Raw genomic sequence first — 14,412 nt, 5'->3', positions numbered from 1 at the left:
TATGTGGGTCATGAAACGTGATGCGAAGGAGGGAGTTGCATGGATATAAAAAATGAATCTGGTTTTCCTACGGGGAGCTTGTTATATATTTTACGCAGTATAAAAAAGGGGACATGCAAAGAAATATTTAAACTTGAAAAAGATGAGGATTATATTGCTTTTCTAATTGATTTTTTGAAACTATGTGACTTGAGTATAAAGCAGATACAAACCGTAAATAGGAATACTAGGCAGAAAAAGTTGGATTCAGTTAATGATCTAAAAGAAGCAATGATCCATTCTTATATGAAAAAAGGTTCATTTAATATTGATCTTGAGAGTATTATCAAAGACGACATGACGGGCAGGATTGAGGCCTGCGATGATTTCCTCATAGACAACTGTTCTGTACCAAAGGTGGAACAGGAAGCGTTGGATAATTTTATTGAAGAGATTAATTCCCTGAGAAATGATATAAAAGAAGCAGAAATCAATGAAGAATTAAAAGATATCATACTGGTGCATTTAAACAGTGTATATGAATCTATCCTAAAGTATAATTTGTTTGGCATGGAGGAAGTGAAGGATAGTGTAACCAGAACAATAGGTACCTTATGCCTGATGACCAATGAGTGTAAGACAGAAACTGATAAAACGGTCATGAAGAATGTACTTGCCCTAATGTCAAAGTTCAATACTGTATTCGGCTTTTTTAAAAATGCAGGAGGCGCTGTGAGAATTGCGGATACCATCATTAAACTGATTCAATGATCACTGCCAATGTTTTAATCAACCACGATAAACACACAAACGAGGAGAAAAAATAGAATGAACTACAAAATCATCGTACTGGACCTGGACGGCACCTTGACCAACCGGGATAAGATCATCACCCCGAGAACAAAAAAAGCCCTGATGGAAGCCCAGGAAGCCGGAAACATCGTGGTTCTGGCTTCGGGCCGTCCCACGCCCGGAGTGGAGCCTTTGGCTAAAGAACTTGAGATGGACCGCTTTGGAAGCTATATCCTGTCCTATAACGGAGGAATGATCACCAACTGCAAAACAGGGGAGGCGGTATTCACATCCCTCCTTCCCCTTGAGTCCAACCAAAAGATCATTGGCCTGGCGGAGGAGTACCGGGTGGATATCCTGACCTATCAAGGCGGGGATATCATTACCAATAACAAGGAATGCCCTTACGCTGTGGTGGAATCCAACATCAACCACCTTCCCCTGCGTCAGGTAGAGGACATGAAATCCTATGTGGATTTCCAGGTTCCCAAGTTCCTGATGCTGGATGACGGGGATTACCTGGTGACCGTGGAACCCCGGGTAAAAGCAGCCATGGGGCGTGACTTCAGCGTGTACCGTTCCGAGGAGTATTTTCTGGAGGTAATGCCAAAGGGAATTGACAAGGCCCAGTCCCTGGAGCGCCTGTTACACATCCTTGGACTGGAGCGTGAGCAGATGATTGCCTGCGGTGACGGTTATAATGACCTGACCATGATAAAGTACGCGGGCTTGGGGGTGGCCATGGAAAATGCTGTTCTGCCTGTGCGCAACGCTGCAGATTACATCACTGCCTCCAACAACCAGGACGGGGTGGGCCTGGTTGTGGAGAAGTTTATGCTGGGACGTGCATGAGAATGATATATAATGCAATGCCATGCAATGCGATCTAATGCCATGCAGCCATGCAGCAGTGATGCAAATCTAAATAAGGATCAATGAGTCAGGATACCGGCAATCCGTTCGCATACCGGCATGAAAATAATGAGCACCATATAACCGGACATCAGAAGACACGGCAGGGCATGGGGCCATACCGCCAGTATGGCGCCGCCAACTGCCACAAACTGGCAGAAAAAACTAATACAGGTGATCAGTACAAGACCTCCGATGGCTGTGGATACCAGATGGCATCCCAGCCTGTTTTTAATTCCGATCCGCTCTGTAAACATCTGCCCCCATGCAGGAGCCGGGATCAGATCACAGATTGTATACCCCACGGCCATACTGACCACAAAACTCTGTATAAATGCCAGGGAGGTTATGGCGCCGGCTATGGATAAGCCCACATAGGTCAAAACCAGTCCCAGGGCTATGTTGATTAAAAAATTGATGATCCGGCCAAAATGTTGTTTTCCTATCATATGTATTTTCCTCATTTTTTGTTTTATATATGGACTGTAAACGCCTGTATGGATTTGAATCTATTGACCAGGCATTACCCATGATATCCGGCATAAAAACCTTCACTGGAAGCCTGGATCGCCTGCCGGGCTTTTACGGCATCGCCCACCGTCACTGTTTCACAGATACCCTCCAGTTCATCTTTAAGCGGACAGAATGCCCGGGTTCCGATGGCCAGCACAATGGTATCGCAGGGCAACAGCGTGACGGTATGGCCCTGTTTGACCAGCGCGCCTTCTTCTGTGACGCCTGCCAGGCTGGTCCCGGTCAGGATATCAACGTAACAGCGTCTCAGACAGTCCTTCAGGTCATCGCGGATGCCTGCCTCCATGTCAAGGGCAATCTCATCCCTCATCTCAATAACGGTAACCTTTGATTTGCACTGCATTCCCAGATAAGCAGCTGTCTCAGAGCCCACCATTCCTCCTCCTGCCACCAGGACATTCATGCCGGTGTCGGATTTTCCCAAAAGGACGTCCTCTGCCAGGACCACATTTTTATTGTGGATTCCAGGAACCTGGGGGATAATTGGCTTTGCGCCTGTTGCCAGGATGACCTTATCCGGCTTTGCGGACCTTACCATGCGGGCGGTCAGCTCTGTGTTAAGGTGCAGGTGGATATTGTCATGCTTTTTGATTTCCCGGTACAGCCATGCCGTATAGGTGGCAAATTCTCCTTTGTAGGGGGGATAGGCGGCGGAAATAAACTGTCCTCCCACGGTGCTGTTCTTTTCAAACAGCTCAACCTGGTGCCCTTTGAGTGCGGCTCCCCTGGCTGCTTCCATTCCCGCGATTCCCGCGCCTACAATGAATATTTTTTTGGCAGAGGGCGTTTGGGAGTAATCCAGTTCAAACTCATGGCCCAATTCCGGGTTGACCATACAGTAGATCGGCACGCCCTGGTAGGTGGAAGCCGTGCACCCCTGGAGGCATCCGATACATTGACGGATCTCATTATTGCATCCACTCCTGGCCTTTTTTGGCCAATGGGGGTCTGCCAGGGAAGCGCGTCCCATGGCAACAAAATCCGCCTTGCCTGAGACAATGATATCCTCCGCCATACATGGATCTGAAATGCGCCCTACGGTGATGACAGGAATATGGAGAAAGCTCTTTGCCTCAGCGGCAAAATCAGCGTTCCAGCCGTGATGCTGGAAAAAGGAGGCCACTATTCCAAGAGAGGAGCGGACGCCGTACATGCCATTGGACAGGTGGATGGCATCAGCCCCCATTTCCTCCATATCCCGCAGCATTTGGCGGCTTTCGCTCATGCCCCGCCCGCCTTCGGAATTTTCCTGGGCGGAGAATCGGATGATCACCGGATAATCAGGACCTGCCTGTGTTCTGATTTCGCTGAAAACTTCGCGGAGGAAACGCATCCGGTTGTCATAGGTCCCGCCGTATTCATCAATCCTGTGGTTGCAGTTAGGAGACAGGAATTCATGGATCAGATACCCGTGGGCTGCGTGGATCTCCACTCCGTCAAAACCGGCCTTCCTGGCATTTAGGGCGGTTGTTCCAAAGTCCTTCACCAGCTGCCGGATATCCTCCGTTGTCAGTTCACGGGGGATCTCTTTGTTCCAGGGACAGGGAACAGGAGAACATGACACGGGCTGTATCCCGCCGTTGACATGGCGGTTTGCCTGGCGTCCGGCATGATATATCTGACAGAAGATCTTTGAACCATGACGATGGATGGCATCGGTCAGCTTTTGGTGGCTTGATATCTGCTCCTCCTTCCACAGACCGGCCACAGCCGGATAGCCGGCTGCATGTTCATTGATCCTGTAATCCTCAGTGATGATCAATCCCCAGCCGCCCTTTGCTTTTTCTTCATGATAGCGAATATACTGTTCGGTGGCATTTCCGTCAGGGCACATGTTGGCGACCATGGCCGGGACTACGAGACGGTTAGGAATTTCACAGTTTCCTATGTGATAGGGTGTAAAAATACGTTCTGCTTTCATATGGAATCCTCCTGGTTTAATTGGTGTACTCCCGGAGTCTCCCGGCACTCAGATTTGCGGGGGCGCCGGGGAGACTCCGAGCCTGCACATTGGTTGAAAGGAGTATAAACCTTATGGTTTCTGTTAAGTCAATCCCAATCTTATGGGGAAAATCCAACAAAAAACAATGTGATTTTCTTAACAAAATATGAGTTCTATTGTATACTAAGTCTAACTTATAAAGATCCATGACTGAAAACCCTATGGTGGGTATCAGGTTTTATTATGCCGCCGGGATTTTGTTTTGGGGAAAGAGGAAGACAATGGAAGAAAAGTACAAGATCGGCACGATCTCTAAATTATTGGGGATACCTATACAGACTCTGCATTATTTTGAGGAGTGTGGGTTTGTAACTCCCAGCAAGGACAGTAAAAGCAATTACAGATATTATGATGCATGGGATGTGAATTTTCTGTTGGACAGCCGTTATCTGCGCTCCTTTGAGTTCTCAAATGCAGAAATAGAGGAGATGATCAACCGGGATGATTTCCAGAAAATGAATGCCAGATTTGCAGACCAGGAGAGAAAACTTTTGAACCTGATCCAGCATTATCAGGATATCTTGGATGAACTGCACAGTGAGAAGGACCGGATCAACAGGCATAAGGACCATTTGGGCAAATTTAAGGCGGACAAAAGCCCCAGGATCTTTTTTGATCCATACCGCCGGAACAATGACTTCACATCCATGGCCAAAGGCGAAGGCGGGCTGCCGGATATTACACAGTGGCTGGACAGTATGCCCATTGCAAGGGCTACCTTTCAAATCCCAGGATATGGACTTGATCCTGGAAAAAAGGAAGGGATCGAGTATATCTGGGGGTTTTCCGTACCCACGGACAGAGTGAGGGACCTTGCCTTGTCCATGGAGGAACATGTTGAATATTGTCCTTCCAGGCAGTGCCTGTATACGGTGTTTAAAGCTTATGGGAGGAATACATTTACCAAATGTCTTTATGAGCAGGTGCTGCTGCCAATATGGGATATGGGGTATGAGATCACGGAATCACTGATCGGGCGGCTGTTGATGCGTATACATGAGGATGGGGTGTTTACCAGGTATTTTGAGGTGTGGGTCCCGGCGGAAAAAATGGAATAGCGGCAGTGCCACGATCCTGCCCTAAGCACCCCTGAGCACACTCTAAAACTTCACATTGAAAAAGTGATGTCACATATGGACTTTCAAACTTTAATATGCTAAAATGAATAAGTATGAGGCTTATATGGCCTGTGCCTTTATATGAGGGGCAATTATTCTAAAAACACATGCGGCCCGGGGGAGCGGGAGTGTTTGAAATCCATTTCCGTCATCTGTATGTCCCGCTTCGCGGTATATTTGGCCCAAACTCATTTGACGCAGCTCCCTGCGCCGCGTTCATTTGGGCCAGATCTCCCATTAAGCGGGGCGCACAGATGACAAAAGTAATGTTCAAACATACCCCAGACCGTATGAAACATAAGGAGAGAGAACCAGGACATGAACAAAAAGATTAAAACGGATGCAGTGGACCATTTATTTGATGCCATACTTACGCTTAAAAGTCCGGAGGAGTGTTATAAATTCTTCGAGGACGTATGTACGATCAATGAGCTGCTGTCACTGTCACAGCGCTATGAGGTTGCCAAGATGCTGAGAGAGGGCAAAACGTACTTGGAGATTGCGGACAAGACAGGAGCATCCACAGCAACCATCAGCAGGGTGAACCGGTCCCTGAATTATGGAAGCGATGGATATGACATGGTATTTTCCAGGCTCCAGGTGGACTGTGGAACAGGGGAGCCGGAGAATAAAGAATAGGCAGATGTATTAAAACACGAAACCTTTAGAGCATGAAAAGAACGGATAATCCGCCGGATGAGAGGCTGGAATATCCGTTCTTCTTTTATTGATCTGAATCTATCGTTAAATTGATTCTATCGTTAATTTGCGTCTTATTTCTTACGCTGCGGCGGGTTTTCCTCCCGCAGCTGGTCTGCGATCATCTCGATCATCTGCGTCTTCAGATAGACATCAAAGGACAACTCACATATGAATGAAAAAAGCTGCAGATAATTCTTATCCTCCTCATCCACCGGCACGTCCTGGAAGGTCTTGCGGGAACGGGCGAACTTGGCGGTGACATCCTTCATCAGGTTGCCCATCTCACCCTTTTCCAGGGTAAATACCTCGGTATAAATATCCTCCAGGGACAGGGGCGAATCCTTGCCTGAAAAGTGTCTGGATGTGATGGGGCGGAACAGTTCCTCAATATCATGAAAGGATAGCAGGCTCTTGAAATAATAGATAAATATCAGCATGAGCATGTGGTCCTTGGAATACTTCTTCTTAACGGGCGGAGGGAGCAGGTTGTTCTTGGCATAGTTGTTGATCATGGTCTTGGTCAGGACCTTGTCCTCAGGGTGCCGCCGCATGTCTTTTAAATGGCTTTCCATAAAGGTAGTAACCTGGTCCATATATAAATCAATGTCAGGTATATCTTCCGGCTTAACATGGGACAGGCCTCCCAGATAGGCCAGCAGATCCCGAACGCGTTCTTCATTTGTCTTCATCTGTCAGTCACCTCTGTCTTTAAAATCACATTGCTATATCTATTATATAGTATTCAATACTAGATGACAAGGGGCAAATGTCCTTTATTTTACCAACCGTTATTTTAACGGAGTTTAACCGAGGCCTGGTTTGCTGCGGGCTGTTTCATTGGTCATAATTGACGGAGGGGGCTTGTGCTTCGTAGTTGTGCACAAATTTGAATGAAAAATTTCAATATATTGACTGAAAAGAAATTTCATTACAAAAAAATATTGACATTTTATTTCATAGCAATATAATATAGCTAAGAAAACAATTTATGGCTTAGGGTCAGAGACAATCAGGAGGATAGAAGAGATGCTTGTAAACATGAAAGACATTTTGGCAGTCGCGAAAGAGAACAATTTTGCAGTACCGGCCTTTAACACATCCAGCAACATGATTCTTACCGGGGTGATCCAGGAATCCGTTGCCCAGGATTCACCGGTCATTGTGGCCATTCATCCGGATGAATTATCATTTGTACAGAATTCTTTTATCAAAGCAGTGATCGATGAAGCGAATCATGCCCCGGTTCCTGTGTGCATTCATCTGGATCACGGCGGCTCCTACGAGGACTGCGTAAAGGCTATTAGTTTGGGCTTTACCTCTGTTATGATCGATGCATCGCTGCTGCCCTTTGAGGAAAATATCGCACTTTGCAAAAAGGTATGCGAGACAGCCCATGCATCAGCGGATTACGTATCGGTTGAGGGGGAACTGGGAACCATCGGCAATACGGATTCCATTGAGACAGGAACCAACGAGATCCGCTACACGGATCCGGAGGACGCGGAGCGGTTTATAAAGGAAACAGGAATTGACGCATTGGCGATTGCCATCGGAACCAGCCATGGGCTGTATCCAAAGGGATTTGAACCCAAACTCAGAATCGATATACTGGATGAGATCAAGAAAGTGGCCGATGTGCCGCTGGTGCTTCACGGAGGTTCATCCAACCCGGACAGCGAGATCGAGGCAGCCGTGTGCCATGGAATCAATAAGGTCAATATTTCAAGTGATATCAAAGCTCCCTTCTACGAGAAGTGCAGGGAAGTCCTGGCTGACCGGTCATTAAGGGAACCAAATGCCATATATCCTCCCTGTATTGAGGCTTTGAGGAAGGTGGCGGGTCAGAAGATCGAACTGTTCCACTCCGCAGGGAAGGCCTCCTTATATCGATGACCTGCAGCAGACATATGGATGGAAATAAAAAGCAAAAAATAGCATTGGGGTTTCACGCGTGTGTGGATTATGAACTGGAATGGAATCTTTCCTCCATGGAGCATCTGATGGAAGAATGTGAGATCCATGCCGGGGAACTGGATAGCGTGGGGCTGAATGGCGTGGGACAGGCAGGGGACACAGAACGGATAGAGTCCATGAAGGGTCTAATGATTGAGATCCTTTCCTGCATGAGGCAGGGCACAGGATGTGAGATCATTCCCGAAGACTGCGGGCTGTGCAGGGAGTTTGCAAAAAACTTCTCTTATAAGATCACCATTGGAGGGACCGCTGCCAGGGCGGCGATCGCCATAGGGAAGATAGGATATGAGAGCACTTTGGGAATGTGCTGTTTTAATCAATATATGGAAGATCTCCTTCCGGCCGGCATTACATGTTATTCAGGAACGGGGCCGGACCATGATGAGGTTTATCCGCACATTATCCTTCAGTATCCTTCCGGCGTACATATCCAGGTCAATGACATTGATTTTACTACCTCATGCCACAACAGGATCCTGATCTCACGGGATCCGGACAGCATGAACATGGTGATAGCTGAGGACTTTGGGAATCAGGCAGGAGATGCGGATGTGTTTCTCCTCTCATGCTTCAGCGAAGTGCTGGATGCATCCATACTGACAAAGAGGCTGGACACGGTATTTAATCTTCTGGCCGGTATCAGGGACAGGACGTTTGTGATCCTGGAGGACGGATGCTATGTCAATGGGGAGTTTCGGCGGATGGTGCATAGAAAACTGGCGCCGGTGCTGGATGTGATCAGCATGAATGAGGACGAGCTGCAGGACTTTGTGGGCAAAAGGATACAGATCCTTGACCCGGACCAGGTTTTGGATGGGGTCAGCTGTGTTTACCGGTCCCTGAAGGTTCCCCTTCTTATTATACACACCCATGCATGGGCCCTTGCATACGGAACAGGGTCCCATGACCTTAAGGAGGCCCTGGAAGGCGGGATCATGCTTGCATCTGCAAGATATGTGTACGGAGATGAGTTTGGAATCGATGAGTACAGGAATATCCGCACCTGGAATGTGAATGAAAGAGGAAGGGAATTCAGCAAACAGGTAATGGAGGAGGATCCCATGGTTTGCTGCATCCCCTGCAGGGATCTGGAGTTTGCAAAAAGGCCCACCACGGTTGGCCTGGGAGATTTTTTTGCAGGGGGTCTCTTGCCGGCGCTGGCCAACAGGAAATAAGATTGGGCCAACAGGAAATAGGATCTGGTCCGCAGCAAATAAGGTTAAGAAAGGAAGCAGAGATGTATGAGAAGGTAACCAATATTTTACAGACAGCCAGGGAATGCAACACGGCGGTGATCGCATTTATCTGTCAGGACTATAACATGGCGAGAGCGGTTGTATACGCGGCCCAGGCAGCTAATACCCCGGCCATTGTCATGCTGTATCCGGAGCATGTGTCAATACAAAAAACAACGGGTATGAAAAGCTTTGCTGAGATGGTAAAGGAGCTGGCCGGAGAGGTTTCCGTGCCTATTGGTCTTCATTTGGATCATGATTACACGAAGGAAGCGATTCTGAACGCGGTCCGCTGCGGATTTGGATCCGTAATGATGGACGGGTCGGTGAATCCACTTAAGAGGAATATTGAGATAACCGGGGATGTGGTGAGGGCGGCCCATGAGCTGGGGGCGGCTGTGGAAGGAGAGATCGGACATGTGGGCGCGGCCTCTGATGCGGATAACTCAAAGGAAGATCTGTACACAAAGCCGGATGCGGCGGAGTTGTTTTGCAAAGAGACAGGGGTTGACTCCCTGGCAATTTCCATTGGAAATGCCCATGGCGAATATATAGATACACCTCATCTTGATATAAAAAGACTGGAGGAAATACGGTCGGTCACAAAGGTTCCCCTGGTGCTCCATGGAGGGAGCGGGATACCGGATGACCAGCTGCTGGCGGCATTTTCAAAGGGGATCAGCAAGTTTAATCTGGGAACAGAGTTTTTAGGAAAATATTATCAGGCCATGGAACAGTACGTTTCTGAAAATGGAGGAAATATGGATCCTGTGAAGATCATCCATATGCCGGAGTATATCCATGCCAGGCTTTTGCCTTATGTCGAAAACAGAATGAGAACCTTGTGCAGATTCTAACGCATGTCTTAAATACACTCTTATATGTCCCAAAGCAGGGTGTACGTATGATGGGAATGATTTTTAGGACATGCTCTGGTATAATGGCAGGAGCAGGATATAGCATTGTGTGTACTCCCGGAGTCTCCTTGGCACCCATCTTTGCGGCCGGTTTCCCGCCAGCCGCACACAAATTTATTCACAACTGACAAAAAATCATCCCGCAAATCTGAGTACCAGGAGACTCCGAGAGTACACCTGTAAGAAAAGGAGGCTGTTTATGACAGAACTATCTGCAATTGAAAACATGCAGGCGCAGTATGAAAGTCTTTCCCCCACAGAGAGGAAACTGGCGGATTATATACTGAAGAACACTGCAAAGGTAGTTGATTTTACGGTAAAAGACCTGGCCCTGGCAAGTGATGTAAGTGAAGCAACCGTGGTGAGGATGTGTCAGCATGTGGGATTTAAGGGATATTGGCCCTTCCGCATGTCCCTTTCCAAGGAGCTGGTAAGGTATCAGAATCATGAAACAGACAATACGGTGAACAGTGTGGGGGATGTGTTCCGGGAATATTCCAAGATCATGCTGAATATCGCGGATAATATTAACCCGGATATCATCTATGGGTGCGTGGACCTGCTGAGAAGCTGCGACCAGATCCATCTGATCGCCTCCGGCAATACCACGCCGATCATTGAACATATGGGATTCAGGCTTGGGCGTCTGGGAATCAAATGCACCTTCAGCGGTGTGGCCGACTATTACATGAACCAGATCAATCTGGCCGGCAGCAGTGACCTGGTGCTTGCAGTCTCACAGTCCGGTTCGACCAAAAGCGTGATAGACGGCGTGGCCCTGGCAAAACAGAGGAATCTTAAGGTAATAGCCATTACCGCATATAAGAATTCGTCCCTGGCCGAGCTGGCAGACTATGTGATTGAATCCAAGGGGGATTTTTCACGGTTTGATTTTTACAGGAACTACAGTCATCTGTGCGAGATGGCCGTGGCGGAAGCTTTGATGGATATATTAGCAAAGGATGAGAAAATCCAGGCAGTCGTACAGGAGAAGAATACGGATATGCTGGAATTTCTGTCTGATATGAAACTATAGTACACCATTGCCGGAATACCTGTGCAACAGTGTGCTGGTAATGTTAGTTTCCGAATAAAGATCGGAACCATAAGGAGGAGGAATACACAATGAGAAGAAACAAACTGATGGCAGTGGCGCTGGCGGGAATCATGGCAGCCGGTGCATTAAGCGGATGCACAGGTTCTGGAAGCACCACGCCAACCACAGCGGCTGAAAGCAAGAAGGAGACAGAGGCGGCAAAGACAGAGGCAGCGGGCAGTGAGGCGGCGGATCAGAAAACCGGGGAGTCTTCCGGACAGGCATCCGCCTCGGGAGATGAGATGAGTTATGATGACCTGGTTGCAGCGGCCAAGGACGAGGGGACCCTGGTATTTTACGGAGCCAATTCATACCTGCAGGATGCAGCTGATCGGTTTGCAAAAGAGTTTGGGATCAAAGTGGAGTTTACACAGCTGGGGGAGACGGAGATGATCGAGAAGATCACCTCAGAATGCCAGTCCGGTGCGGTCAGCGCAGATCTTGTATGCGCCCAGGATACCTACCGGGTCATGGCAGAACTGGTAGACACCGGATACGCCATGAACTGGTCCAATTCCCGGGTTGGAGAGCTGGTGGGCAATGATGACTGTACTGCCTTGATCTGGTACTATGACACCAAGAGCTTTATGTATAATGATGAGCTGGTTGGAGAAGGATGGCTTACCAATCTGTGGCGTATCGCTGATCCGGAATACAAGGGACTGTTTACAATGAAGGATCCTTCCAGTGAGGGCGTAAACTTCGATATGCTGACAATGCTTACATCAGACGAGTATGCGGCAAGGCTGGCAGATGCATACAAGGAATATTTTGGAAAAGACATCACGTTAACAACGGACAACGCAGGATGGGAGTTTATTAAGATGATGTTCCAGAACGGCGTCCTTCTGACTACCTCGGATACCACCTCGGCCACCACCGTGGGAGCCCTGGGCCAGACCGACACATGGGTGGGATATTTCAGCACCCAGAGATTCAGTACCCAGGAAGATAAGGGCATCAAGCTGAGTTATGATCTTTCCGCATGCAACCCTGTGGGAGGTTATGCATACCCGGTTTACTCCATAATTCTTAATAACTGCCAGCATCCCAACACAGCCAAGCTTTTCTCTGAGTGGCTGCTGAGTGAAAACGGATGGGCTGCATTCAATGACTATTACGGAGGCTTCTCCGCTAATCCGGCCAATGTCCATGCCACGGATTACAGTTTTGACGAAGTAAAGAAGAATATTGTACTGGATGATCCGGATTACCTGGTAAATCACCGTGCAGATGTGGAAGATTTTATTGAGACATTACGTTAACCGGATGCAGCCTGCGGTGCTGCGTTGTTCTCAAAAGCTGTCGCATCTATGATTTCCTAATCATTGATGCGGCAGCTCTTTTAAAATAGAGGTGAATTGATTGAAAGTAAAAGCTAGAAAAGTTGGAAATTTCCTGCGCAGACCCCATAACATCATTCTTTTGGTTTTGCTTATCTGTCTGGTATATCTGGTGATCGTTCCGCTGATCTACATATTCAAGGATACGCTGGTTGTCCATACCTCAGAAGTTAACAGGGTTCATGAAGCAGCAGGCTCATATACATTATATCACTGGAACAAAACATTCGCGTCAGGGGAAGTATATTCGACCTTTGTCATTCCCCTTGTAAATTCCCTTATGTGCGCTGTGTTTTCCTGCTTGATCGCCATTGCGGTGGGCGGAATGTTTGCATGGCTGGTCATAAGGACCGATATGTATTGTAAAAAACTCTGCTCCACACTGTTTATGTTCCTGTATATCATGCCGGGATGGACACTGGCAATTGCATGGACAAACTTTTTTAAGAACAGCCTTATTGGAGGCACCACTGGAATCTTTGAAGCTGTCACCGGGCTGGCCACACCCAACTGGTTCGCCTACGGATTCTTTCCCATTGTTCTGGTGACCGGCCTTCACTACGCTCCCTATGCATATATTCTGATCGGCGGGATCCTCAAGAACATGGATTCCAATCTGGAGGAAGCGGCACAGATCCTAAAGACCTCCCGTTTCCGCATATTTGCCATGGTGACCCTGCCCCTTGTAAAGCCGGCCGTGCTGTCCACCATACTTTTGGTATTTGCATCAGGCCTCAGTGTATTTTCCACAGCCCAGTTTTTAGGACTGCCGGTCAACTTTTATACCCTGGCCACAAAGATGTACAGTTACCTCAACGGCACCAATCCCGGGCGCGGCTATGTGTACGCGGTTGTGATGCTGGTGTTGAGTTTTTCCATATTGTACCTGAACCAGAGAATGCTGGGGACCAGGAAATCCTACACAACGGTCTCCGGGAAGAGCTCCAATGTTTCACTGACCAGACTGCGGAAAGGACGCAGAGTGGTAAGCACCGTGGTGGTGGTTTTTGTTGTAGCGGTAACCCTGCTGCCCTTTGTGAGTTTTGCAACCGAATCCCTTACGCAGGTAAAGGGGGATTATTCCCTTTCTAATTTTACGCTGCGCTATTGGATCGCGGAGGATGCGGGGATCGGATTTTCCGGCATATTCAGAAACCCTACCTTCTGGAAAGCTTTAAAGAACACGCTTTTGCTGGCCCTGTGCTGCTCCCTTGGAGCCGGTACCGTGGGATGTCTGGCCGGATACGGGATTGCCAGAAAATGGGGAACCAAGCTGTCCGCCACTGTCAATAGCCTGACATTCCTGCCCTATCTGATCCCCAGCATTGCCCTTTCAGCCATTTACCTGTCCATGTTCTCCACCAGGAGAGGATTTATACCTGCATTGTACGGCACCTATGCCATGCTGGTTCTGATCGGTGTAGTGAAATACCTGCCCATGGCTTCCAGGTCAGGCCTTAATTCCATGTTCCAGATCAGCGCCACCCTTGAAGAATCCGCAATGATCATGGGAATTCCCTGGTATAAGAGAATGTGCCGTATCCTCATTCCCATCCAGAAGACCAGCATTATGTCAGGATATCTCCTGCCATTTATCAGCTGTACAAGGGAAATGGAGCTGTTTGTGCTTTTATACACTCCAGGCTCTGTTCTGCTCACAACGCTGTTGTTCATGTACAATCAAAAGGGGTATGAGCAGTTTGCAAATGCGATCACGCTTTTGATCGTCATCATAGTCATATCACTAAATGCAATTATTAATAAACTGACCGGAGCATCCATTGATTCTGGTATAGGGGGTTGATGAA

The 14,412-nt window shown here is 48.0% G+C and carries 14 protein-coding genes; 11 read left to right on the top strand and 3 right to left on the bottom strand.

The window, feature by feature from the left end; genetic code table 11:
• The first annotated feature begins 39 nt into the window (after window positions 1–39).
• Window positions 40–750, top strand: a complete 711-nt coding sequence (locus HMPREF9469_RS05995; protein WP_007860134.1) for a hypothetical protein — start codon at window positions 40–42, stop codon at window positions 748–750.
• A gap of 57 nt (window positions 751–807) precedes the next feature.
• A complete protein-coding gene (locus HMPREF9469_RS05990; protein ID WP_007860132.1) occupies window positions 808–1,623 on the top strand; it encodes a Cof-type HAD-IIB family hydrolase in 816 nt (271 codons plus the stop codon).
• Window positions 1,624–1,703: 80 nt separating this feature from the next.
• On the opposite strand, the gene HMPREF9469_RS05985 is transcribed toward HMPREF9469_RS05990, so the two are convergent.
• Together HMPREF9469_RS05985 and HMPREF9469_RS05980 are read right to left on the bottom strand one after the other, a co-directional pair.
• Window positions 1,704–2,132 carry a hypothetical protein gene (locus HMPREF9469_RS05985; protein ID WP_007860130.1) on the bottom strand — a complete coding sequence of 143 codons (429 nt, stop codon included), beginning with the start codon at window positions 2,130–2,132 and terminating at the stop codon, window positions 1,704–1,706.
• Window positions 2,133–2,206: 74 nt separating this feature from the next.
• Window positions 2,207–4,138, bottom strand: coding sequence for an NAD(P)/FAD-dependent oxidoreductase (locus HMPREF9469_RS05980; protein WP_007860129.1), 1,932 nt, complete (start codon window positions 4,136–4,138; stop codon window positions 2,207–2,209).
• A gap of 302 nt (window positions 4,139–4,440) precedes the next feature.
• Between HMPREF9469_RS05980 and HMPREF9469_RS05975 the strand changes: the two genes are divergently transcribed.
• The 3 genes from HMPREF9469_RS05975 to HMPREF9469_RS05965 all read left to right on the top strand — a co-directional run bounded on the left by HMPREF9469_RS05975 (window position 4,441) and on the right by HMPREF9469_RS05965 (window position 5,976).
• Window positions 4,441–5,277, top strand: a complete 837-nt coding sequence (locus HMPREF9469_RS05975; protein WP_007860128.1) for a MerR family transcriptional regulator — start codon at window positions 4,441–4,443, stop codon at window positions 5,275–5,277.
• Between the two features lie 167 nt (window positions 5,278–5,444).
• The gene (locus HMPREF9469_RS34040; protein WP_040415059.1) at window positions 5,445–5,672 is read left to right on the top strand and encodes a DUF6783 domain-containing protein; all 228 of its coding nucleotides are present in this window, start codon (window positions 5,445–5,447) and stop codon (window positions 5,670–5,672) included.
• On the top strand, window positions 5,656–5,976 hold the full coding sequence (locus tag HMPREF9469_RS05965) for a YerC/YecD family TrpR-related protein (protein WP_007860127.1): 321 nt from the start codon (window positions 5,656–5,658) through the stop codon (window positions 5,974–5,976). Before HMPREF9469_RS34040 ends, HMPREF9469_RS05965 begins: the two co-directional genes overlap by 17 nt.
• Before the next feature lie 134 nt (window positions 5,977–6,110).
• Here the strand turns inward: HMPREF9469_RS05965 and HMPREF9469_RS05960 are convergent, their stop codons facing one another.
• Entirely contained in the window at window positions 6,111–6,728 is a 618-nt protein-coding gene (locus HMPREF9469_RS05960) for a DUF1836 domain-containing protein (protein ID WP_007860124.1), read from the bottom strand.
• Between the two features lie 337 nt (window positions 6,729–7,065).
• Between HMPREF9469_RS05960 and HMPREF9469_RS05955 the strand changes: the two genes are divergently transcribed.
• The 6 genes from HMPREF9469_RS05955 (at window position 7,066) to HMPREF9469_RS05930 (ending at window position 14,408) form a co-directional block, all read left to right on the top strand.
• Entirely contained in the window at window positions 7,066–7,932 is an 867-nt protein-coding gene (locus HMPREF9469_RS05955) for a ketose-bisphosphate aldolase (protein ID WP_007860122.1), read from the top strand.
• 14 nt (window positions 7,933–7,946) lie between these two features.
• Window positions 7,947–9,188 carry an ADP-dependent glucokinase/phosphofructokinase gene (locus HMPREF9469_RS05950; RefSeq protein ID WP_040415614.1) on the top strand — a complete coding sequence of 414 codons (1,242 nt, stop codon included), beginning with the start codon at window positions 7,947–7,949 and terminating at the stop codon, window positions 9,186–9,188.
• A gap of 62 nt (window positions 9,189–9,250) precedes the next feature.
• Window positions 9,251–10,105 (top strand): class II fructose-bisphosphate aldolase, encoded by an 855-nt coding sequence (locus tag HMPREF9469_RS05945; RefSeq protein WP_007860119.1) that lies wholly within the window; start codon window positions 9,251–9,253, stop codon window positions 10,103–10,105.
• 259 nt (window positions 10,106–10,364) lie between these two features.
• The gene (locus HMPREF9469_RS05940) at window positions 10,365–11,201 is read left to right on the top strand and encodes a MurR/RpiR family transcriptional regulator (RefSeq protein ID WP_007860117.1); all 837 of its coding nucleotides are present in this window, start codon (window positions 10,365–10,367) and stop codon (window positions 11,199–11,201) included.
• Window positions 11,202–11,290: 89 nt separating this feature from the next.
• Window positions 11,291–12,526 (top strand): ABC transporter substrate-binding protein, encoded by a 1,236-nt coding sequence (locus tag HMPREF9469_RS05935; protein ID WP_007860115.1) that lies wholly within the window; start codon window positions 11,291–11,293, stop codon window positions 12,524–12,526.
• Between the two features lie 100 nt (window positions 12,527–12,626).
• Complete coding sequence (locus HMPREF9469_RS05930) at window positions 12,627–14,408, top strand: ABC transporter permease (protein WP_007860113.1); 1,782 nt, start codon at window positions 12,627–12,629, stop codon at window positions 14,406–14,408.
• The last annotated feature ends 4 nt before the right edge of the window (window positions 14,409–14,412 follow it).

The sequence above is a fragment of the [Clostridium] citroniae WAL-17108 genome, from assembly GCF_000233455.1.
GTDB lineage: Bacteria > Bacillota > Clostridia > Lachnospirales > Lachnospiraceae > Enterocloster > Enterocloster citroniae.
The sequence above is the reverse complement of the archived record's forward strand: the minus strand, read 5'-3'. Positions and strand labels throughout refer to the sequence as shown.